The sequence below is a fragment of the Hymenobacter persicinus genome (assembly GCF_004167665.1).
Lineage (GTDB): Bacteria > Bacteroidota > Bacteroidia > Cytophagales > Hymenobacteraceae > Hymenobacter > Hymenobacter persicinus.
Window position 1 is genome coordinate 54283 of sequence record NZ_SEWE01000012.1, and the last position, 20715, is coordinate 74997.

Sequence of the window (20715 nt, forward strand, 5' to 3'; positions counted from 1 at the left end):
CGTTAGCGCACATACAGGCCGTCGTACCTGCGCCCTTGGGACGGGTGCGACGGCTTTTTTTTGCATGAAGCACTCCATGAAAAAACGCGTTTTCAGCCCGGCCCGCCGCTTTCTGCTGGTGGCAGTCCTCGGCGCCGGCAGTTTGCTCAGCGCCTGCAAGAAGGACTACGTGAAGATTGATGACAAGCTCATCAACAAGTACCTGACCGACAACCAGATTACCAACGCCCAGCGGCAGGAGTCGGGCCTGTACTACGTGCCCTACACCACCGACAGCGTGGCCGTGCAGGCCAAGGCCGGCCGGACCGTGTCGGTGCTTTACACCGGCAAGTTGCTGAATGGGACCATTTTCGACGCCTCGGCCCGCCACGGCAACGTGCCCATCAGCTTCGTGCTGGGTCAGGGCCGGGTTATCAAGGGCTGGGACGAGGGCATTGCCCTGATGCACAAGGGCGACAAAGGCCTGCTGCTGATTCCGTCGGCGCTGGCCTACGGTGAAGCCGGCTCCCCGCCCTCGATTCCGAAAAATGCGCCCCTGCAGTTTGAGGTGCAGCTCGTGGATGTCCGGTAACTCTGAAACAACGGCGCCCCGGACCCTATGCAACCCGGTCCGGCCGTTTTTTCTCCTTTAAGTATGATGATGAACATTTCAACGAAACAATTCGGGCTCACCCGCCTGGTCGTAGCCCTGCTGGCTCTGACCTCGCTGCTGAGCGCCTGCAAGAAGGAAACCAGCACTCAGAAAGCATTCCGGGAGCACGAAGAGGCCCAGAAGATAATCGACGACGCCGAAATCCAGGACTACTTCACCCGCCACAACATCAACAGCAGCAAGTACCAGCGCCTGGAGTCGGGCGTGTACCTGGTGGATGCCGATACCGTAGCCAATGGGACCGGTCCTAACGTGGTCAGCGGGCAGACGGTGCAGGTGAAGTATACCGGCCGCTTTATCAAGGCCAGCCGCGAAGACGTTATCTTCGACCAGTCGTTCGGCAACCGCACGCTCTGCCAGTGCTTCGAAGTGCTGGTCGACCAGAGCGCCGTTATCAAGGGCTGGCACGAGGCCATCAAGAACATGAAGCTGGGCACTCGTAAGCGGGTGTTTATTCCTTCGTACATGGCCTACGGTCCGACCGGCTCGGCCCTGATCCCCGCCGATGAGCCGCTGATGTTCTACATGGAAATTTCCAAGGTCAAGTAGCGTTGGCAGCCCTGACCCGCCTCTGGCCCGTTGTAGTGCTGGTGTTGCTGCTGACGGCTTCGGCAGCCACCGCCCGCCCCGCTCCCGCCGACACCGTGCGGCTCAGCAGCGGCGTGCGGTACGTGGTGCGCCAGCCCGGCGCGGGCGCCCCCGCCCAGCCCGGCGACCGGATGGCGGTGCACTACACCGGCTTTCTGCCCGACGGCCACATTTTCGACTCCTCGGTGGCCCAGGGCAAGCCGTTGCGGCTGCGCGTGGGCCGCGGGGAAGTTATTCCGGGCTGGGACGAGGTGCTGCTGCACCTGCCCGCCGGGGCCCGGGCCTGGGTTTCCATTCCGGCCCGGCTGGCCTACGGCGCCCAGGGCGTGCGCAACCCCGACGACGAGCGGCGCTACCTGATTCCGCCGGACACCAACCTGGTCTTCGAGCTGGAAATAGTTAAAGTCAAGTAGCCTCCCGCCGGAGTCAGCACCAACGAAAAGGCCCACCCTATCCGGATGGGCCTTTTGCTTGCGGGTAGTTTTCCTTTGGCCCTACTCAGCCAGCACTTCCGACAGCACGTCGAGAGAGCGAATGTCGCCGAGCTTCTCGATGTGAAGCTGGTAGTAGCGAATCAGCACGTCGAGCAGTTCGCGGCGGACCCGGCCGTTGGGAATGGTGGTGCGGGTGGGGTCGCGCAGCAGCTCGTCGAAATAGTGGTCGAATTCGCGGAAGCGCAGCGCGGCCGGGCCGGGCCCCTGGGCGCTGGTGGCCGGGGCGGCGCTGGCAAAAGCCACCTGGGAGGTCACTTCCTCGCCCGACTCGGGCCCGAAGCCCAGGTAGCCCGCAAATTCGAGCAGGAAGGCCAGGGCAAAGTTTTCGAAGCCCTCCTTCTGCTGGTCGAAGGCGAGAATGGAATCGTGCAAGAAGTTGAACAACGGCTCATTTTCCTCTTCCTCGAGCAGAGTGCGGCCCATAATTTCGGATAGCACCAGCACCACGCTGCTCTTGCGCACGTCGTAGGGCAGGGTGCTGAAGGGAATGGCGCACCGAAACTCCGAAAGCCGCGTGATGCCGCCCTGCCGGGAGGTGTAGGCCACTAGGTCGAGCAGGGTGAAGGGCTGAAACAGGGCAATGCGCCCCGGAGGCTTGGCCTTGCGCACCCCATTGACGATGTAGGTCTGCAGGCCCAGCCGCTCGGTATACACCCGGGCAATGATGGACGTTTCGCGGTACTTGATGTAGTTCAGGACAATGCCCCGGGTCTTGATAAGCATGCGTTGCTGGGCTGGATTCGTGGATGACGGGCCCGGACAGTAGAACACCGGCCGGCGCAAAAACAGTCCCGGCCGGCCCGGCGGCGCCTTATTTGGCCACTACCGCCACCTTGCTAATGCAGCCGTTCTTGCCTTCGGCATCAGAGGAGAGCACCAAGTATACGCCCGACTGCACTTTGCGGCCGTTGTAGTCGGTCAGGTTCCAGACCACGGTACCCCCGCTGGGCCGGGTTTGGTAGACGAGCTTGCCGGTCACGTCCGTGATTTTGACGTAGCCGTTGTTGGCCAGACCGGAAATACCCACTTCGCCGGTAAAATCAGTGCGTACGGGATTAGGCGACACTTTCGCGCACGAGACCTTACCCTCCGTCACCGTGGCCGAGCCCCGGTAGGCCACCACGCCCCCGGTCGTGGCCACGAAAACCTCGCCGGTCCGGTCGTTGATGTCAATATCGACGATATTGTTGGTGGGCAGGGGGCTGTTTTCGGTCGTGAAGTGCTGCAGGGCCTCGTCGGCGTCTTCGTTGAAGAGCCACAGGCCCCGGTCGGTACCAAACCACTTGCGGTTACCTCCATCCACGGCCACGGCGTGCACCACTTCGTCGCGCAGGGCCGGGAAGCCCGAGCTGGGGCCCCGGCGCACGATGGGCGTGCGGAAGTCGACGCCGTTGCCGGCCAGAAACACTTGGCTGGGGTCATTGTACACCGCCACGCCCTTACTGGTGGCCACCCAGATATCGCCTTTGCGGTCCTTCACCACGTCGTAAACCTCGCCCGAGGGCAGGCCTTCGCCGCCGCTGGCAAAGTAGCGGACGCCCTTGGTCTTATCGTCGTAGCACACCATGCCGTTGCCCCCCAGGCGCGCCTGCGAAACCCAGGCGTAGCCGTTGTCGTCGAGGGCCAGCCGCTCCAGGTTTTCCGAAGATGGGAAGTACGCCGTGCTCCGCCAGGTGTTGGCCGTAGAGTTGTAAATCACTAGGCCGGGAATACCGCTTTTCTGGTGGCGGTTGACCATCCACACGTTGCCCGAGCCGTCGGTAGCCACGTCAGTGATGCGGGTGTAGAGTGGGTCGTTGCGCAGGGCGTCGGCCGAGTACAACGGTACGCCGGGTGTACCCAGAGTGAACTGCTTGAACTGCCCGGGGCCCTTCCACTGCAGTAGCCCGTCGCCGTAGGTAGCAATGTAGAGCGTGCCATCGGGGGTGCGGGCGCCGCGGGTGAGGTCCTTCAGGTTGGGGTAGTCGGCCCGGCTCGGATAGTTCTCGTCCGTGAAGTTGGTCCAGCGGCCATCCTTGTACTCGTAGAAGCCGGCCCGGTAGTCCTGCTGCAGGTAGCGGTCAAAATAGCCCCCGCTGAAGATGTCAACGGTGTTGGTACGGGCGTCGGCCAGGATGCTGAACGAGCGGGCAAACGCGGGGGCATTGGCCACAAACTTCTCCACCTGCTGTCCATTGGTCGTCTTGAGCAGGCCGCTTTGCAGGTCAGCAATGTAGAACGTGCCCGACTTGTCCTGCAACGCCATCTGGGGCCGGGGCACCAGGGCGGCCGTGCCGAGGCGGCTAACGGTGTTATCGGCTTTCAGAATGGATAACGTCGGGGCACTATTGCTTTCACTGGCAATCAGCAGGCCGGCCGGAGAAGCCGTCAGCTGGCGGTACCGGTCGGCGTACACCGAAAACACGGGCTGCCAGCCGGGGCCCGAGCAGTTGTAGCAGAAGATATTGCTGAAGTCGGCCCCGACGTAAACCCGGTCGCCCATCACGGCCATGGTCCGGTACTTGGGGTTGGTGCCGCCGGAGTTGTCGGGCAAGTCGATGGTCCAGCGGCGGTAGTCAAACAGGTTGTCGGTGAGGCGGCCGCGCATAACCCCAAACGAAGTACCCGCAAACAGGGTCCCGTTGGCAATGGCCGTCACGTAGACCTGGGCGGGCTGCCCGTTGGGGCCGATGTTGCCGTAGGTGTCGCGCACTTCCAGCTTTACCATATCAACCACCGCCAGGCCGAAGTTGCACGAGAGGTAGGCCAGCTTGCCGTTGAAGAAAATGTGGTTGATGGATTTGCTGCCCGTGAGCTGCTTGCGGGCAATGTCGCTGATGTTGCGGATGGAGCCGTCGTCGCCGAGCACGTCCAGGTTGCCGCTGGTGTAGGCCACCAGGGTTTGCTTGGTGGTGGCATCGTAGGCCACGGTGCTCACGCCCACGTCGTGCAGACCGTCGCGGCGGGAAAGCAGCTGGGTGGTGTTGAGCTCCTTGTCGTAGACGAAAAAAGCGTCTTCAGCCGCCACGTAGATGCGGTTGCCGGCATCGGCTAGCACCCGGGCGCGGTTGTTGGGCAGGTGCAGCTGCCAGTCGCCGAAGCCGGCCGTGCTCTGGGCCCGAACGGCAGCGGCACTGGTCAGGAGCAGCAGGAAAGACAGGAGGCCGGACCACCGGCGGGCGCGTAGCAAAACACTCATGGGCAAGAAATAGCAGCGGATAGAAAACCTGGAAAGCTAACGCCTTCCCGCGCGGATTAGTGCTTAGCCGCGGCGCTGGTGGGCTCGGTATTTTTCTCGCGCATGCCGTCGAGAAAGCAGGGGCGGCAGCGGGCCTCGTACGAATCAGTTTCGCCGAGCAGGATCTTGCTTTCCGAGGCCGTGATGCGAAACGAGTAGGAGGCAATTTCGCCGCAGCACACGCACACGGCGTGCACCTTGGTCACGTACTCGGCCACGGCCATCAGCGCGGGCATGGGGCCGAAGGGCTTGCCCAGAAAGTCCATGTCGAGGCCGGCCACAATCACGCGGGAGCCGCGGTTGGCCAGCTGCACGCACACATCTACCAATGACTCGTCGAAGAACTGAGCCTCGTCGACGCCCACCACGTCGCAGGAGCCGGCCAGCAGCAGCATTTCCTGGGCAATGGGAATGGGCGTGGAGCGGATGCTGTTGGCGTTGTGCGACACCACGTCGAGCTCGTGGTAGCGCGTATCGAGGGCGGGCTTGAAGATTTCAACCCGCTGGCGGGCAATCTTGGCGCGGTTGAGGCGGCGAATCAGCTCCTCGGTCTTACCCGAAAACATGGAGCCGCAGACCACTTCAATCCAGCCCCGGCGGGCATTCATTTCGCGGCTGGTGCCGACGCGGGGTTCTATAAACACAAGGGTAGCAGTTTGTAGTGACCAGTGGTCCGGGGCCAGGCGGCCGGACGGAACGTCTAAAGTACGGCTTTCGGCCCGGCGGCCCAAGCCCGGTCCGGCCCACCAGAAAACAGATAACAGGCAGTCAGGGCGGTAGCGGCGCGGAAAAGATTTTGGCCCGGCCTCAGGGGGTGTAGCGCTGGTGGGGCAGCTGGGTAGCCTCGGGCGTGCGCCCCGTCACGTCGCCGGCGGGCAGGCGGGTCTGGCAGGTAAGCCGCTCGTGGGGCAGCAGGCGGCCAGCGGCGCGGTAGCGCAACTCCGCGTCGGTGGGCGGCGTTAGGTGTTCGAGGCCACTCACGACTTCAAGCCGGCAGGTGGTGCAGCGGCCCTTGGCCCCGCAGGCGTGCATCCAGTCGAAGCCGGCCGCGTGCAGGGCGGCGAGTAAGGTAGCGCCGGCGGGCACGTGGAGTACGGCGCCAGGCAGGTTTTGCACGGTTAGAGTGGGCATCTTTACCTAAATTGCCCGTTGAATCAGGCTTTCGATGAAAGACAAATATAGCCACGCCAAGCGCGAACAATACGGCCGCCGGCTGGCCGCCCACCTCTGCGACCAGCATTTTGCCACCCAGCCCACCGCCACCCTCGACGGCCCCGCGGTGCTTCGTTTCACTCCCATCCGGCAGGTCAACCTGTTTGTGGTGCAGCAGCTGCTGGCCCAGTGGACCGGCGAAATGGCCCGCCTGCGCAGTCCTTACTTCGACTTTGAGGCCGACGACGTGCGCCAGGCCCTGACCCAGTTTATGAACACCCTCTCGCGGCGCATCAAGGTGAGCCGCGAGGCGTTTGAGCCCCTGCTGGCCCGCGCCATCAGCGACACGCTCGGCGTGGTGACGGATTCGGGCCAGACGTTTGAGGACAAGCTGCTCGGCCCGCAGCCCACGACCACCGTGGAGCAGCTGCGCGACACGCTCCGCTACCTTGACATCGACAAGCCGCTGTTTCAGGGCTTTATCGACACGCTGACGCCGGGCACAGCCCTGGAGCGGGAGTTTCTGGCCGGCCGGTTCCGCCTCTACCAGGAAGCCAACTACAAAAACCACCAGCCCCTGGAAAAGCTCGTGGGTGAGTTCAGCGCCCTGCTGCCCCTGACCATTGCCGACCTGTGGACTGACGGCCCGGTGGCCGCCCCGGCTCCAGCGCCGGCGGCGCCCGCTGCTCCTGCCCCGCCCAGCGCTGTAGTGGAGCCAACGCCGGAGCCGGCCAAACCCGCGCCCGTAAGCCCGCCCGATGCGGCACCAACAGCTGCAGAAGCGTCGGCATCGGAAGTGGCCCCAACGCTGCCTGCGCCACCCGTGGCTCCTCCGCAATTCGTCACCCCGGCCCCCGCTCCGGCAGCGCCGGTGGCACCCGTGCAGGCCGCGGCGGCACCGGAAGCACCGCGGCGGCCCCTGGCGGAAACGGCTCAAACCGGCGCCGTACCGCTCTACCAGAAGCTCAAAGCTGAGCACGCCGCCCCAGCCCCGCTCAGCGAAACCCTGCGCGCGGAGCATCCCACGACGACCCTGGCCGATAAGTCGGCGCCGAAGGTGGAATCGTTGCGGGAGGCCATTTCCATCAACCAGCGCTTCAGCTTCATCAACGAGCTGTTCAATGGGGAGAATATGGAGTACCACACCGCCATTCAGCACCTTGATTCCCTGCCCGACGCCGACGCGGCCAAACGCTACGTAACCGAGGATTTGGGCCGGCAGTACGGCTGGGTCCGCAAGGAGGAGCACATCAATAAGCTGCTCAAGCTTATTGACCGCAAATTTGCCTAGCCGGGCTCGTGGCTGCTAACCGGCAGGTTGGGCCTGTGATGCGCTGGCGGCAGCTGCTGCTGGTGTATCTGCTGTGCGTGGGGGTGCTGGCTGGCAGCGCCTACACCATGTACGTGCACTACGACTTCTCCCACTCCCTCGACACGCGCAGCTACCTCAGCATTGCCCGTGGGGAGTTCAAGGGCGTCAGCCTCACGCGGCGCTACCGGGTGCTGGTGCCGGCCGCGGCGGCGGCGGCGGCTTGGCCCCTGGAGCAGGTCTATGCCCGCGTCTGGCCCCAGCGCGCCGCCACCGACTGGCCCCTGCGGCTGGCCTTCTATGTGGTCAACACCTTGGTTCTGGCCGCGGCGGGGCTGTTTATCTTCCGCAGCTGTTTGCAGTTTGGCGCCTTCCCGGGCGCGGCGGCGCTAGCCGTAGTGGCAGTGCTGGCCAGCCGCTGGGCCGTGTATATTGCCGGCCTGCCGTTGGTCGACAGCCTGTACATGCTCGTGTTTGCCTTGGCGTTTTTCGGGGCAACCAGTGGCTCTGCGGGGGCATTGGTCGCCTGTATCCTGCTGGGGCCGCTGGCCAAGGAGTCGTTTGTATTTCTCGTGCCGTGGCTGCTCGTGTTTGGCTCCCGCACCCTGGCCTGGCCCCGGCAATTGGCCTTGCTGGCCCTGGCTGGAGCCATAACTTACGCCGTGCGCCACTGGATTGACGGGCAGGCCGGCTCAGCTCCCCAGGAAAGCGTCGCTAATGCCCTGGACCACCTGCACAACCTGCTCTACTCGCTGCGGCGGCTGTTTTCGGTGAAGGGCGTGGGGGAAATCTTCAGCATCTTCGGCTTCTTCTGGCTGGTGCTGCTGGCCGGCTGGCGCGGCACCGCTGGCACCCGCCTGGCCTTGGGCTGGGCTGGGGCGTCATTCGTGGCCGTGGTGCTAGTGCATATGCTGCTGTCTGGCGACCTGGGCCGGATGGGCTACCTGGGCGCCCCGGTTTTTGCGGTGGCCTGCGCCCAGCTGCTCACTTTTCATCCGGCCTTCCGCTGGCTGCGCCTGGGTTCGGGGTCAGCGGCGACGTAGAAGCCGGCGGCAGAATCTCGGTCAGGTAGCGCGGCCCGAAGAATGTTGGAAAAGAGTCGAGGCGGACTGCGCGGAAGCCGCGCAGCAGGGCCGCGTTCTGGTCGCCATACACGAGTTGGGCCCGGTCGAGCAGGCGCGGGCTGCCGAGGCAGTCGGTGAGCACCCGGCGGCCAGCCCTATGCTGGGCCTGCACCCAAGCCCGCACCCAGGCCGCCGACTGCCCCGGCCGCTGCACTAGCAGCGTGGGCGCGGGCAGCACGTTAGGCGGCCCCACGGGATTTCCGGAGTAGTAGTGCAGCTGGTTCAGCACCAGGTTGTGATTGTCGAGCAGAAACCAAGTGCGGGGCTGGGCTGGAATAGCCGTCAGCAGGGCTGCCGTGTTGGTAAAGCGCAGAAAGTGACTTGGCACCAGCCCGAAGGCCAGGTTCCAGAGCAGCATGCCGGCGCCCGCCGCCCCCAGGCTGCGGGCCGGCAGCCACGCCAGGCCACTCCCCACCACGGCGAAGAGGGCCGGCAGCATCACCATAAACTCCGCGTTGCCTTCCGAGTAGGCCGCAAATGCCAGCTGCAGGATCAGAATCAGGCCGTGCGTGCGCCTGACGGCAGCCAGGGTCCCGGTCGGAGCCAACTCAGTCCTGGCCAGCCGGTTTTGGAAGCTCCGCCAGCCGCTCCAGGCGGCCCAGCCAAAGAAGCCCGCGCAACTGAATAGCACCAGATACAGCACCGGAAAGGCCCGGACCAGGACCGTCAGGGAGCCGTGGACCTGTACAAAGGTGCGCACCAGGTTAGCCACCGTCAGCAGAACGCCATGCCCGGACCCGGAGCCCCCCGCCAGCCCGGCGTAGTAGTCGTGAAACACGAACCGCCACAGGGCGGGCACCGTCAGCGGCTCGTTCCAGGCGGACAGGGCCGCCGCGTAGGCCGCCGGCACCAGCAAAGCCGGCAGCGCGAAAACGAGCAGTTCTAACCCTTTGCGGCGGCCGTACCAGCCGGTACCGAGCAGCAAGCCCAGCCACCAGAAAAAGTGAATCTGGTGAAACAGGCAGGCCAGTGCCGCCCAGAAGCCGGCCGCCAGCAGCGGCGGGAGGCGGAGAGCGGCGGCCAGCCGGTAGCGCGTCCAACTCAGGCTGCCCAACATTGAAAACAGCACCGGCAGCACGTAGGCTTCATTTTCGGTGGCAAAGCGCAGCAGCCCGAAGCTGGCGCCCACCACTAGCGTCCAGGCGGCAATGCGGCGGTCGGGCTGCCCAAGGCGGCGCAGCAGGCGGGTCAGGGTGAGCAGCGTGGCGCCGGCGGCCAGGGCGTTGAGCAGTTTCAGGGCGGCCAGCGTGTCGGGGAGCAAACCCAGCAGGTGCAGCAGCTTCACCCACAGCCAGCCCGCGGGGTTATAGAGCAGGTGGTGGGGCAGCAGCAGCTCATGCCCATGGCGTACGCAGGCCGCGTAGTACCAGGCGTCGAGCGTGGAGTTGCGGGTCGGCAGCAGCAGGCAGAGTAATAGAATTAGGAATGCTGAACTATGAATTATGAACTGGCGGTACCGCCCTGGCTGCAATTCAGAACTCATAAGTTACCATTCAGCATTATCGAACCAGGTCCTGCTTGCGGTAGGCGTCGATGGCCAGCAGGATAAACAGCAGGGTGGTAAACGACCAGAGCGAGGAGCCACCGTAGCTGAACAGGGGCAGCGGAATGCCCACCACCGGGGCCAGCCCGATGGTCATGCCGATGTTGATGGCGAAGTGGAAGAAGATGACGCTGGCCACGCAGTAGCCGTAGGTGCGCCCAAACACGGATTTCTGGCGCTCCGCCACGTAGAGTACCCGGCCCAGCAACGCCATAAAGAGCAAGATGACCACCGTGGTGCCCAGCCAGCCCCACTCCTCGCCCACGGTGCAGAAGATAAAGTCGGTGCTTTGCTCGGGCACGAAGTCGAACTTGGTTTGGGTGCCCTGCAAAAATCCCTTACCCACGAGCCCGCCCGAGCCAATGGCAATCTTGGACTGGGTCACGTTCCAGCCCACGCCCAGCGGGTCGGCGGAGGGGTTGATGAGCACCTCAATGCGCTTGCGCTGGTGGGGCTGCAGCACGTTGTTGAAGAAGAAGTCGACGCCGAAGACCATGCCGATGACTACGGCCCACACGCTCAGCGCCAGCGGCAGGTGGTGGCGCAGCACCTTGGTGTTGAAGGCAAATACGCCCCCCAGAATCAGGGTGAAGGCCCCGACCAGCCAGAGCTTGGGCACCAGCAACGCCAGAATCAAGATAACGGCGGCCGCGGCCAGGATAATCAGAATCAGCGGGGACATGCCCTCCCGGAAGTACGCCAGCAGGAAAGCGGCAAACACCAGCGCCTGCCCGGTTTCGTTGGCGGCAATGATGAGCAGCGGGGGCAGCAGCGTCAGGCCGGCCAGCACGAGCTGGTCGCGGAAGTTCTGGTGGCGCAGGTTGATGCTGGCCATGTAGCGCGACACGGCCAGGGCGGTAATGAACTTGGCAAATTCGGCCGGCTGCAGGCGCACCGGCCCCAGCTCTAGCCACGACCGGGAGCCGGCAATGGGCCGGGCAATGAAGGGCGTGACGATGAGCAGCGCAATCATGGCCCCGTAGAGCACGAAGGCAAAGGTATCGTAGGCCTTGTAGTCGACCACGACGAGCACCACGATGAGCACCAGGGCCGTGCCGATCCACAGAATCTGCTTGAACCAGTTGTACTGCATCAATTCGGCGAAGCTCTGTCCGCTGAACAGGCCGCCGGCCGGCGCGTCGGGCGAGTAGCTGGCCGCGTACACGTTCAGCCAGCCCAGGCCCAGCATCACCGCGTAAAGCAACACGGTGACCCAGTCAATGCTACGGGAGTATCGGGCGGGAGAAGAAGGCATGGGAAGCTAAACGGGGGCAAAGATGCGGGAAACAGGGCGCACTACCGGCTCGGCGCTAATGGTGGCGAATAAACCGGTCGGTGCCGGGGCCAATGAGCCAGTTTTCCCAGCGCGGGTTGTTGACTTTACCGCGCAGGTACTTCTCCATCATCAGGGCGGCCATGGGCGCGGCCGAGCTGCCGCCGAAGCCGGCGTTTTCGATGAAGACGGCAATGGCAATCTTGGGGTCGTTGGCCGGGGCAAAGGCGGCAAAGGTGGCGTGGTCCTCGCCGTGAGGGTTCTGCACGGTGCCGGTCTTGCCCGCTACGGCAATGCCGTAATGCGCCAAGCTGGCGCTGGCCCCAGTGGCTCCCCGGCCCCCGTCGACCACGGCGCACATGCCCGGAATCAGGGACTCAAAATGGCGCTGCTCCACGCTGGTGACGTGGCGCTGGGTGTACTCGGGCAGCGGACCGCCCTGGCCGATGCCGCGCACAAAGTGGGGCGTGTAGTAGTAGCCGCGGTTGGCAATGGTGGCCATAACGTTGGCCATCTGCAGGCCCGTGATGCCAATTTCGCCCTGGCCGATGCTGAGCGAGTACACGGTCTTGAAATTCCAGTGGTGGTAGCCGCGCAGCTTGTCGTAAAACTCGGGGGAGGGAATCAGCCCCTTTTTCTCGCTCGACATATCCACGCCCAGCTTTTCGCCCAGTCCAAACGACATCACCTGCCGGCGCCACTCGGCCAGGCCCAGGCGCGCGTCCTCGAACTTGTTGGTGGACCGGCCCCGCAGCACGCTGGCGCGCATCACTTGGTAGAAATACGGGTTGCAGCTGTTCTTGATGGCAATGCTCAGATTGCGGGGCGGCTCGTGGCGGTGGGTGCAGCGCACCAGCTTCCAGTTGCAGTCGAAGCCCGTCTCGGGCGTGACGACGCCCATCTGAAGGGCTACCAGCTCATTCACCAGCTTAAACACCGAGCCGGGCGGGTACGTCGCCATCAGGGGGCGGTTGAACAGGGGCCGCTCGGGGTTGTTGAGCAGCTCCATGTAGCGGTTGCCCATGCCCTTGCCCGTCAGGATGGATGGCTCGTAGAGGGGGGCCGACACGAAGGCCAGAATCTCGCCGGTCTTGGGGTCGAGGGCCACGATGGAGCCCCGTTTGCCGGCCATGAGCGTCTCGCCGTACTTCTGCAGTTCGATGTCGATGCTGGTGTGCAAGTCCTGGCCGGCAATGGAGAGCGTATCGAACTCCCCGTTGCGGAAGGCGCCCTTCTCGATGCCGCGCACGTTGACCATGCGGTACTGCACCCCGCGCCGACCCATGAGCTTCTGCTCATAGAACGACTCCAAGCCGGTGATGCCCAGGTTGTCGCCGGGCAGGTACTTGGCGTACTTGGGCTTTTCGAGGAAGGCGGGCGTGATGGCACCCACGTAGCCCAGGGCGTGGGCCAGGTTCTCGGTCTTGTAGGAGCGAGCCATGCGGGCCTTGATGCTGAAGCCGGGAAAGTCAATCAGGTTGTCCTGGATGGCGGCCAGCTCGGGCGTGCTCAGGTTCTGCACCAGGGGCGAAGCCTTGACGCGGGAGTAGGCGCGGGCGGCTTTGAGCGAGGTACGCAGCTCTTCCAGGGGCAGCTGCAGCAGCTGGCAGAAGCGGGCCGAGTCGAGCTGCTTGACTTCGCGCGGTACTACCATCAGGTCGTACACGGGCGTGTTCTGCACCAGGATCTGGCCGTTGCGGTCGTAGATCAGGCCCCGGTACGGCACCTGCACCAGACGCTGGAGCGTGTTGCGGTCGGCGGCCAGCTTGTAGCTGCCGTCGAGGACCTGAATGTAAAAGAGACGAGCCCCAAATACCAATGCCACCGCCAGGAAAATGGCATGCACCACGTATTTGCGGCCTTCGAGGTATTGCAAAGCGAGAAGAAACTGAAGGTAAACGTACTACGGCACTGCGGCCGGATTCACAAAGGTACGGAAGGGGAGATGGTGAAATGGTGAAATGGTGAGTTTTCGTTCTTCCCCGCCCCTGCTTACCATCCTTAACCTCAACCAGCCTAAAATCATTCGGCGGCCGCCCGGCCGACTACCCGCCCCGGGCTGGCTGGTCCAGCGCCCGGCCTCGCTGGCCGGCCGCTGCACTTGTGCTGGGCTTATCCGAAGCCCTTGGGATACACCCAGCACATGTGCAGAGGGTATCCCAAGCCCTTCCGACAGACTCTGCACCTGTGCAGAACTTATCCGAAGCCCTTCGGACAAGCCCAGCACACGTGCAGGACGTGTTCGAAGGCCTTCGGATACGCTTAGCACGTGACAAGGACGTATGCGTAGGGCTTCGGATAGGCTTCGGCTAGGTGCGAAACGTCCGCTGAGCCCTCAGTGACATAGTCGTACAGCGTTACCTATCCTGCAACCCGCTCCATTACCGGCTCCACCACCGCCCTAGCTCACCCAGGCTGCCCCAGCTACTTCACCGGTCAAATCACGCTTCACCATTTCACAGTTTCACCACCTCACCGCCCCTACCGCGTGCGGCGCGAGGGGACGAACAGCAGCTGCACGATGAGCAGGGTGAGGCCCGTAAACAAGGTGCTGACCACGATTTTGGCCAGCGTGAGACCGAAGGTGCGGAACGAGCCCAGCTCGAGCAGGAAGAAGGCCGCGTGGTGAATGCCGACCAGCAGGGCCAGGTACACCACGAACCACTGCCCGCCCATCTGGTGCACGTTCACCGAGTCGGCGGCGTCGTAGCCGTCGCGGGGGGTGAGCAGGCGCAGCACCCAGGGCCGCAAAAACGCCAGCAGCACGGCCGCCGCCGCGTGCAGGCCGCCGGTGTCGTAAAACAGGTCCATGGTAAAGCCCACCACGAAGCCCAGCCCGAGCTGCACCACGATGGGCGTGCCAATGGGCAGAAAGAGCAGAAAGCCCAGGTAGAAAAAGCACCAGCCCAGGTCGAAGAGCACCAGCTTGCTGATGATGAGCATGTGGATGGCCAAATAAGCGGCCAGCCGCAGCAGCTGAATCAGGATAACGCCGACTTCTCTCATGGCCGCGCCTCCTCCCCTTCCGGCTTCAGGCCGGCCTTGAATTCCAGCGTGTCGCGCTCCATCTTGGGGCGGCTGGTGACCACGTACACGTAGGTCAGCTTGGTAAAGTCAACGGCCAGCCGCACCCGTACGGTCCAGAAGTTTTTGTCGGCTTCCTTCACAAACGAGTCGACGGTGCCGATGCGGACGCCCTCGGGGAAAATGGCGTTGTAGCCCGACGTGACGATGGTGTCGCCGCGCACGAGCTTATTCTGGCGCGGAATGTAGTCGAGCAGCACGTGGGTGGGGTCTTCGCCCAGCCACTTGATAACCCCGAAGGTGCCGTCGCGCAGGATCTTGGCCGAAATAGCCGTCTTGGAGTGCAGCACCGACGTGACGGTGGCGTAGTGCTCACTGGTCACCTTCACCCGGCCCACCACGCCGGCGGCGGCCAGCACGCCCATACCCGCCCGTACCCCGTCCACGGTGCCCACGTTCAGGGTCAGGTAGTTGTCCACGTTGCGCAGCGAATTATTGATAACCCGGGCCGGAATCAGCGGGTAGTCGGGGTCCCGGGCCGGAATCTGCTTCAGCCCCAGCAGCAGGGAGTCGGGCCGGCCCAGGCGCTGCAGGCGCGCCTGAGTCAGGCTGTCCCGGCTCACGGGCAGCGAGTCGGCCACCCGGTTGCTGGCGTCGGCGCGGTAGAGCTGCTGGCGCAGGGCCGCATTTTCAGCCACCAGCCCCTGGTTGACCTGCACCAGCCGGAAGTAGTCGTAGATGCGCGTGCGCAGGTCGAGCACTTGGCCCACGTAGGCGTTGGAGGAGTTGAAGAAGGCGGCGCCGTGGTAGTTGCTGTTGCGCACCAGCAGCGTCAGACTCAGCACCTCCAACAGCCCGAACACCAGGATGCCCCGGTAGCGGAAAAGGAAGGCGAAGAGGTTGCGCATGATGAGGGAGACGTGAGAAAATGAGACATGAGAAGTGAGACAGACGACCTCGTTGGCTGATGCCGTCCCTCCCACTTCTCATGTCTCACGAGCTCAATTCTTAGGTCAGCAAAACGCCCTTAAAGGCCTGAATGTCCTTGATGGCTTTGCCGGTGCCGCGCACCACGGCGCGCAACGGGTCGTCGGCAATGTGGATGGGCAGCTTGGTTTTGGCGGCCAGGCGCTTGTCGAGGCCGCGGAGCAGGGCGCCGCCGCCGGTCAGGTGAATGCCGTTTTCGTAGATGTCGGCCGACAGCTCGGGCGGCGAAATCTCCAGGGCCTTGAGTACGGCTTCCTCAATTTTGGCCACCGACTTGTCGAGGGCAATGGCAATTTCGGATGAAGTCACCTTGATAACCTTCGGAATGCCGGTCATCAGGTCGCGGCCGCGCACCTCGAAGTCGGGCGGGGTCACGTCGAGTTCGGTCAGGGCAGCGCCCACCTCAATCTTGATCCGCTCGGCGCTCCGCTCCCCAATCAGCAGGTTGTGCTGGCGGCGCATGTAGTCGAGAATGTCCTGGTTGAATACGTCGCCGGCCGTCTTGATGGACTGGTCGCAGACGATACCCGACAGGGCGATAACCGCAATTTCGGTGGTGCCGCCCCCGATGTCGATAATCATCGAGCCCACGGGCTGCTCCACGTCGATGCCGATACCGATGGCGGCGGCCATGGGCTCCTGAATCATCCAGACTTCCTTGGCCCCGGCGTGCTCGGCGGAGTCGCGCACGGCGCGCTTCTCCACTTCCGTGATGCCCGAAGGAATGCAAATCACCATGCGGTGGGAGGGCTGAAACAGACGCCGACGGGTATCAATCATCTTGATCATGCCCTTGATCATCTCCTCGGCGGCGTGGAAGTCGGCAATAACGCCGTCTTTGAGGGGCCGGATGGTTTTGATGTTGTCGTGGGTCTTCTCGTGCATCTGCTGCGCTTGCCGGCCCACGGCAATTACTTTGTTCGTTGTGCGGTCTTTGGCAATGATGCTCGGCTCGTCCACGACGATGATGTCGTTGTGAATGATGAGCGTATTAGCCGTCCCCAGGTCAATGGCGATGTCGCTGGTAAGGAAGTTGAAGAAACCCATTGAGTAGCGGCAGGTTAAAAGAAGGCGCACGGATGGAGCCCGTGCAAAGTGGGCGCAAAAGTACGGAAGTTTCGGCGAAGCGCAGCCGGTATAATCATGGCATGCACGGGATCCGGCCGGAGGTATTGCGGTCATTGCGAGGCCCAACGCTGAAATCCGCCTTCTTCGTATTGTATCATTCCGTCCGCCTGCCGCTGAGCCGCAAAAAGCCCCAGCGCGAGCAGGCGCCGGGGCTTTCGGAGTTAATTTCAGACTAGACTACCGTCTCAGGGTTTCCGGAGATGGGCAAACTGAGCCTTGAGCTGCTCGCGGCGCATCCGGCGGGCCCGCCGCCAGCCCAGCAGCCGCCCGACGCTGCCCAGCAGAAAGCCGGCGCCCAGCAGCGTAAAGCCCAGGTGGGGACTGGCTAGGTGCCCGGCCCGGATAACCAGCCCGCTCAGCAGCAGCACGACGCCAACAACGTACAGCGTGATTTCGAGGGGGCCGGGTTTCATACGCTAGAGAATTAGGAGTGCAATGCAACCATCAAGTGTAGTGAAAACTCCGCTTTTGCTCCGTCTGGATGCTTGGCGCTTAGTGCTTGAAGTGACGCACGCCGGTCATCACCATGGCCATGCCGAGCTGGTCGCAGGCGGCGATGCTGTCGGCGTCCTTGATGGAGCCGCCGGGCTGCACCACGGCCCGGATGCCGGCCGCCCCGGCAATTTCCACGCAGTCGGGAAAGGGGAAAAAGGCGTCGGAGGCCATCACGGCCCCTTGCAGGTCGAAGCCGAAAGCTTTGGCTTTCTCAATGGCCTGGCGCAGGGCATCCACCCGGGAGGTTTGGCCCACGCCCGACGCCAGCAGCTGTCCGGCCCGGGCCAGCACGATGGTGTTGCTCTTGGTATGCTTGCAGATTTTGGCCGCAAACACCAGCGCCTCGATTTCCTCGGCCGTTGGCGGCGACTGGGTCACGACCTTGAAGTCGGCGGCCGTTTCGGACTGCCGGTCGAAGTCCTGCTCAATAACGCCGTTGAGCAGGGTTTTCACCTGCTTTTTGGGGAACTGCACCGGCTTTTGGCGGAGCAGGATGCGGTTTTTCTTGCTTTGCAGAATGGGCAGGGCCGCCGCCTCGAACTCGGGGGCAATGAGCACCTCGAAAAACAGCTTGTTGAGTTCCTGGGCCGTGGCCTCGTCCACCGGCCGGTTCACGATAATCACGCCCCCGAAGGCCGATACCGGGTCGCAGGCCAGGGCGTGCAGGTAGGCTTCGGTGAGCGTGGGAGCCTGGGCCACGCCGCAGGCGTTGGTGTGCTTGAGAATGGCGCAGGCGGCCGCCCCATCCTGAAATTCCTGCATCAGCAGCACGGCCGCGTCCACGTCGACGAGGTTGTTGTAGCTGAGCTGCTTGCCGTGCAGCTGGTCGAACAGGGCGGGCAGGTCGCCGTAGAACGTGCCGGCCTGGTGGGGGTTTTCGCCGTAGCGCAGGGCCGTAGCGGGCTTCTGGCTCACTTTCAGCGCCGTGCCATCGACGGCCGTGCCCTGGCTCAGGTACTGGAAAATGTGGGTGTCGTAGTGCGAGGTCGTTTCGAAGGCGGCGGCGGCGTAGTGGCGGCGGTCCTCGAGGTCGGTGGCGCCGTTCTTGGCCCGCAGCAGCTCCGTGACGGCCTCGTACTGGTCGCGGCTGCTGACCACGAGCACGTCGCGGTAGTTTTTGGCCGCGGCCCGCAGCAACGAGATGCCGCCGATGTCAATCTTCTCAATCGTTTCTTCCTCCGAGGCGTCGGCGGCCACAGTTTCCTCGAACGGGTACAAATCCACGATAACCAGGTCGATGGGCGCAATGCCGTGCTGCTCGGCCTCGGCCAGGTCACCGGCCTCGTGACGCCGGTGCAGAATGCCACCGAACACCTTCGGGTGCAGGGTCTTGACACGCCCGCCAAACACGGCCGGGAAGCCCGTCAGGCTCTCTACGGCGGTTACTTCGGCGCCCTGTTCTTCCAGAAACTGCTGAGTGCCGCCGGTGGAATACAGCTTCACGCCGTGTTCTTTGAGCAGCGCCACCAGAGGCTCCAGACGGTCTTTGTAATAGACGGAAACGAGGGCGGAGCGAATCGGCTGCGACATGGTACGAATGGTTTGGGCTGAACGATTTGGACGCACGAAGGTAGCCACCTCCCCGTCGGGGCCCCAACCCGCGGTGTTACCGAATTGTTACCCTGCCCCCATCTCAATGATTGAGTCGTACGTATCGATACCGTTGAGCCGGCCATTTGCTGCTGCTGCTGAAGCGCAGTTGAGTCCTTCCACCTCCTTTCCTACTTTCTATGTCCCTGCTGGCTTACCCCGCGGCCGATTCCGCCCCCGACGCTTCGCCGGAGGCGTCGGCTGCCGCTCCGGTTGCATCTTCCGTTTTGCCCGACCCCGAAGCCGCCGCTGCGGCAGTGGCCGGACAGCTGGCCAGTGCCGCAGCGGCCACCGACCAAGAAGGCGGCTTTCCCACCCAGGAGTTTGACTGGCTGCGCGCGGCGGGCCTGCTCACGGCCCCGCTCCCCGCTGCGGAAGGTGGTTTCGACCTCATGGCGCCGACGCATACGCTACGCTTGCTGCGCACGCTCAAGCACATCGGGCGCGGCAACCTGGCCGTGGGCCGGGTGTACGAAGGCCATGCCAACGCTTTGCAGCTTATTCAGCGCTTCGGGCGGCCCGAGCAGGTACGGCGCTGGGCTCAGGATGCCCGCGCCGGCCATCTGTTCGGGGTCTGGAACACCGAGGCCCAGGACGGCGTGCAGCTCGAGCCCCTGCCTGGGGGCCGCTACCGGCTGCGGGGCAGCAAAACGTTCGGCTCCGGGGCCGGCCACCTTTCCCGCCCGCTTATCACCGGCGCCCTGCCCGACGGCGGGGGCTGGCAGATGTTTGTGCTGCCCACCGATGAGCAGCCCACGACGCTAAACTCCTCGTTTTGGCAGCCCTTGGGCATGCGGGCCACGGCCAGCTTCCGCGTCGAGCTGACCGGGGCCGAAATCGGACCCGACGACCTGCTGGGCCAGCCCGGCGACTACTACCAGCAGCCCTGGTTCAGCGGGGGGGCCATCCGGTTTGCCGCCGTACAGCTGGGCGCGGCCGAAGCCGTGTTCGATGAAACCCGCCGCTTTTTGCGCGAGTTGGGCCGCCTCGACGACCCGTACCAGAAAATGCGGGTCGGGGAAATGGCCATGCTCATTGAAAGCGGCAACCACTGGCTGCGCGGGGCGGCTGAGCATGCCGCCCGCCCGCTGGCTCACGCCGAGGCGGAGGCCACGGTGGCCTACGCCAACCTGGTGCGCACGGCCATTGAGGAAATCTGTTTGCGAGTGCTGCCCCTGGCCGAGCGGAGCGTAGGGGCCCGCGGCCTGCTGCGTCCCGAGCCCTTTGAGCGCCTGCACCGCGACCTGACCCACTACCTGCGCCAGCCCGCCCCCGATGCCGCCGTAGCCGATGCCGGCCGCTTCGTGTTGCACCATGCTGCCCCGGCTTACTCGCTCTGGAATGCCTGATCCTGTTGTGCTGCCCTTCGCCGAATTTCCCCTCCAGCCTGCCGGCTTTGCCGCTACGTTGGGCTCCACGGTCGTCATTGCCCCTCACCCTGACGATGAATCGTTGGGCTGCGGGGGTCTGCTGGCGCTGCTGCGGCAGGCTGGCCAACCCGTTAGCACAGTGCTGGTCAGCGACGGAACCATGTCGCACCCCAACTCCCGCAAGTTTCCGCCCCTGGCCCGGCAGGTGCTGCGCGAAGCCGAGTTGCGTGAGGCTCTGCAGATTCTGGGCGTAGCGGCCGACGCGACCCTGCACCTACGCCTGCCCGACGGGGCCGTTCCCAGCCGCGGGGCAGCCGGATTTGAGCCGGCCGTGGCGCGCCTGCGGGCTTATTTGGCCGCCCAGCAGCCCCAGACCGTGCTGGTGCCCTGGCGCCGCGACCCTCACCCCGACCACCGGGCCACGAGTCAGCTGGTGCACGCGGCCTGCGCCGAACTGCCCGTTGCGCCCCGCTTGGTGGAGTACGTCGTGTGGGCCTGGGAGCGGGCGGCCGCAGCGGATTTGCCCCAGCCAGGGGAAGTGCACGGTTGGCGGCTCGACATTACGGCGGTGGTCGGCATCAAGCAGCAGGCCATTGCGGCCCACCGCTCCCAGCTTAGCCCCGTCATCGATGACGACCCCACGGGGTTTCGGCTTTCCGAAACGATGCTGGCGCACTTTGCCCAGCCCTTTGAGGTGTATCTGGAAGCCAAGTAGCCTACCCTGCCGCCGAGCCTGTGCTTAGGACCGGAGAGAATTCCGCAGCCCGGG

General features: G+C 64.2%; 19 protein-coding genes. 7 read left to right on the forward strand and 12 right to left on the reverse strand.

Annotated features, from left to right (window positions below; translation table 11 throughout):
- Window positions 1-76 precede the first annotated feature (76 nt).
- From EWM57_RS07890 to EWM57_RS21545, 3 genes are all read left to right on the forward strand, one after another.
- Window positions 77-571, forward strand: a complete 495-nt coding sequence (locus EWM57_RS07890; protein ID WP_242510013.1) for an FKBP-type peptidyl-prolyl cis-trans isomerase — start codon at window positions 77-79, stop codon at window positions 569-571.
- A 63-nt stretch (window positions 572-634) separates the two neighbouring features.
- Window positions 635-1201, forward strand: a complete 567-nt coding sequence (locus EWM57_RS07895) for an FKBP-type peptidyl-prolyl cis-trans isomerase (protein WP_165370453.1) — start codon at window positions 635-637, stop codon at window positions 1199-1201.
- Window positions 1202-1203: 2 nt separating this feature from the next.
- Window positions 1204-1653: an FKBP-type peptidyl-prolyl cis-trans isomerase gene (locus EWM57_RS21545; RefSeq protein ID WP_129920594.1), complete on the forward strand. Its 450-nt coding sequence runs from the start codon at window positions 1204-1206 to the stop codon at window positions 1651-1653.
- A gap of 81 nt (window positions 1654-1734) precedes the next feature.
- Here EWM57_RS21545 and recO read toward each other — a convergent pair whose 3' ends face one another.
- The 4 genes from recO to EWM57_RS07920 all read right to left on the reverse strand — a co-directional run bounded on the left by recO (window position 1735) and on the right by EWM57_RS07920 (window position 6082).
- Window positions 1735-2457, reverse strand: coding sequence for a DNA repair protein RecO (gene recO, locus EWM57_RS07905; protein WP_129920595.1), 723 nt, complete (start codon window positions 2455-2457; stop codon window positions 1735-1737).
- An 88-nt stretch (window positions 2458-2545) separates the two neighbouring features.
- Window positions 2546-4912 carry a type IX secretion system anionic LPS delivery protein PorZ gene (porZ, locus tag EWM57_RS07910; protein WP_129920596.1) on the reverse strand — a complete coding sequence of 789 codons (2367 nt, stop codon included), beginning with the start codon at window positions 4910-4912 and terminating at the stop codon, window positions 2546-2548.
- Between the two features lie 56 nt (window positions 4913-4968).
- On the reverse strand, window positions 4969-5595 hold the full coding sequence (locus EWM57_RS07915; protein ID WP_242510014.1) for a thymidine kinase: 627 nt from the start codon (window positions 5593-5595) through the stop codon (window positions 4969-4971).
- A 163-nt stretch (window positions 5596-5758) separates the two neighbouring features.
- Window positions 5759-6082, reverse strand: coding sequence for a 2Fe-2S iron-sulfur cluster-binding protein (locus EWM57_RS07920; protein ID WP_129920597.1), 324 nt, complete (start codon window positions 6080-6082; stop codon window positions 5759-5761).
- 34 nt (window positions 6083-6116) lie between these two features.
- Here EWM57_RS07920 and EWM57_RS07925 point away from each other — a divergent pair, with 34 nt between their 5' ends.
- Window positions 6117-7394, forward strand: coding sequence for a hypothetical protein (locus EWM57_RS07925; protein WP_129920598.1), 1278 nt, complete (start codon window positions 6117-6119; stop codon window positions 7392-7394).
- Between the two features lie 8 nt (window positions 7395-7402).
- Window positions 7403-8455 carry a hypothetical protein gene (locus tag EWM57_RS07930; RefSeq protein WP_129920599.1) on the forward strand — a complete coding sequence of 351 codons (1053 nt, stop codon included), beginning with the start codon at window positions 7403-7405 and terminating at the stop codon, window positions 8453-8455.
- On the opposite strand, the gene EWM57_RS07935 is transcribed toward EWM57_RS07930, so the two are convergent.
- From EWM57_RS07935 to purH, 8 genes are all read right to left on the reverse strand, one after another.
- Window positions 8397-10019, reverse strand: coding sequence for a hypothetical protein (locus EWM57_RS07935; RefSeq protein WP_129920600.1), 1623 nt, complete (start codon window positions 10017-10019; stop codon window positions 8397-8399). The two genes, EWM57_RS07930 and EWM57_RS07935, sit on opposite strands and share 59 nt — an antisense overlap.
- 16 nt (window positions 10020-10035) lie before the next feature.
- Window positions 10036-11334, reverse strand: a complete 1299-nt coding sequence (gene rodA / locus EWM57_RS07940) for a rod shape-determining protein RodA (RefSeq protein ID WP_129920601.1) — start codon at window positions 11332-11334, stop codon at window positions 10036-10038.
- Between the two features lie 55 nt (window positions 11335-11389).
- Entirely contained in the window at window positions 11390-13228 is a 1839-nt protein-coding gene (gene mrdA, locus EWM57_RS07945; protein ID WP_129920602.1) for a penicillin-binding protein 2, read from the reverse strand.
- Between the two features lie 605 nt (window positions 13229-13833).
- Complete coding sequence (locus EWM57_RS07950) at window positions 13834-14358, reverse strand: hypothetical protein (protein WP_129920603.1); 525 nt, start codon at window positions 14356-14358, stop codon at window positions 13834-13836.
- Window positions 14355-15284 carry a rod shape-determining protein MreC gene (mreC, locus tag EWM57_RS07955; protein WP_129920604.1) on the reverse strand — a complete coding sequence of 310 codons (930 nt, stop codon included), beginning with the start codon at window positions 15282-15284 and terminating at the stop codon, window positions 14355-14357. Before mreC ends, EWM57_RS07950 begins: the two co-directional genes overlap by 4 nt.
- Before the next feature lie 100 nt (window positions 15285-15384).
- Window positions 15385-16410 (reverse strand): rod shape-determining protein, encoded by a 1026-nt coding sequence (locus EWM57_RS07960; RefSeq protein ID WP_129920605.1) that lies wholly within the window; start codon window positions 16408-16410, stop codon window positions 15385-15387.
- 266 nt (window positions 16411-16676) lie between these two features.
- Window positions 16677-16904: a hypothetical protein gene (locus EWM57_RS07965; RefSeq protein WP_129920606.1), complete on the reverse strand. Its 228-nt coding sequence runs from the start codon at window positions 16902-16904 to the stop codon at window positions 16677-16679.
- Window positions 16905-16983: 79 nt separating this feature from the next.
- Entirely contained in the window at window positions 16984-18516 is a 1533-nt protein-coding gene (gene purH / locus EWM57_RS07970; RefSeq protein WP_129920607.1) for a bifunctional phosphoribosylaminoimidazolecarboxamide formyltransferase/IMP cyclohydrolase, read from the reverse strand.
- 200 nt (window positions 18517-18716) lie between these two features.
- On the opposite strand from purH, the gene EWM57_RS07975 reads away from it, so the two are divergent.
- Together EWM57_RS07975 and EWM57_RS07980 are read left to right on the forward strand one after the other, a co-directional pair.
- Window positions 18717-19925: an acyl-CoA dehydrogenase family protein gene (locus EWM57_RS07975; RefSeq protein WP_129920608.1), complete on the forward strand. Its 1209-nt coding sequence runs from the start codon at window positions 18717-18719 to the stop codon at window positions 19923-19925.
- Window positions 19918-20661 (forward strand): PIG-L deacetylase family protein, encoded by a 744-nt coding sequence (locus EWM57_RS07980; RefSeq protein WP_129920609.1) that lies wholly within the window; start codon window positions 19918-19920, stop codon window positions 20659-20661. Before EWM57_RS07975 ends, EWM57_RS07980 begins: the two co-directional genes overlap by 8 nt.
- The last annotated feature ends 54 nt before the right edge of the window (window positions 20662-20715 follow it).

Coding starts and splice junctions, on each gene's coding strand:
- EWM57_RS07960 (WP_129920605.1), bottom strand. CDS start 16,410: ATGGGTTTCTTCAACTTCCTTACCAGCGACATCGCCATTGACCTGGGG.
- EWM57_RS07975 (WP_129920608.1), top strand. CDS start 18,717: ATGTCCCTGCTGGCTTACCCCGCGGCCGATTCCGCCCCCGACGCTTCG.
- recO (WP_129920595.1), bottom strand. CDS start 2,457: ATGCTTATCAAGACCCGGGGCATTGTCCTGAACTACATCAAGTACCGC.
- mreC (WP_129920604.1), bottom strand. CDS start 15,284: ATGCGCAACCTCTTCGCCTTCCTTTTCCGCTACCGGGGCATCCTGGTG.
- EWM57_RS07920 (WP_129920597.1), bottom strand. CDS start 6,082: ATGCCCACTCTAACCGTGCAAAACCTGCCTGGCGCCGTACTCCACGTG.
- purH (WP_129920607.1), bottom strand. CDS start 18,516: ATGTCGCAGCCGATTCGCTCCGCCCTCGTTTCCGTCTATTACAAAGAC.
- EWM57_RS07925 (WP_129920598.1), top strand. CDS start 6,117: ATGAAAGACAAATATAGCCACGCCAAGCGCGAACAATACGGCCGCCGG.
- EWM57_RS07980 (WP_129920609.1), top strand. CDS start 19,918: ATGCCTGATCCTGTTGTGCTGCCCTTCGCCGAATTTCCCCTCCAGCCT.
- EWM57_RS07965 (WP_129920606.1), bottom strand. CDS start 16,904: ATGAAACCCGGCCCCCTCGAAATCACGCTGTACGTTGTTGGCGTCGTG.
- rodA (WP_129920601.1), bottom strand. CDS start 11,334: ATGCCTTCTTCTCCCGCCCGATACTCCCGTAGCATTGACTGGGTCACC.
- EWM57_RS07890 (WP_242510013.1), top strand. CDS start 77: ATGAAAAAACGCGTTTTCAGCCCGGCCCGCCGCTTTCTGCTGGTGGCA.
- EWM57_RS07895 (WP_165370453.1), top strand. CDS start 635: ATGATGATGAACATTTCAACGAAACAATTCGGGCTCACCCGCCTGGTC.
- porZ (WP_129920596.1), bottom strand. CDS start 4,912: ATGAGTGTTTTGCTACGCGCCCGCCGGTGGTCCGGCCTCCTGTCTTTC.
- EWM57_RS07950 (WP_129920603.1), bottom strand. CDS start 14,358: ATGAGAGAAGTCGGCGTTATCCTGATTCAGCTGCTGCGGCTGGCCGCT.
- EWM57_RS07935 (WP_129920600.1), bottom strand. CDS start 10,019: ATGAGTTCTGAATTGCAGCCAGGGCGGTACCGCCAGTTCATAATTCAT.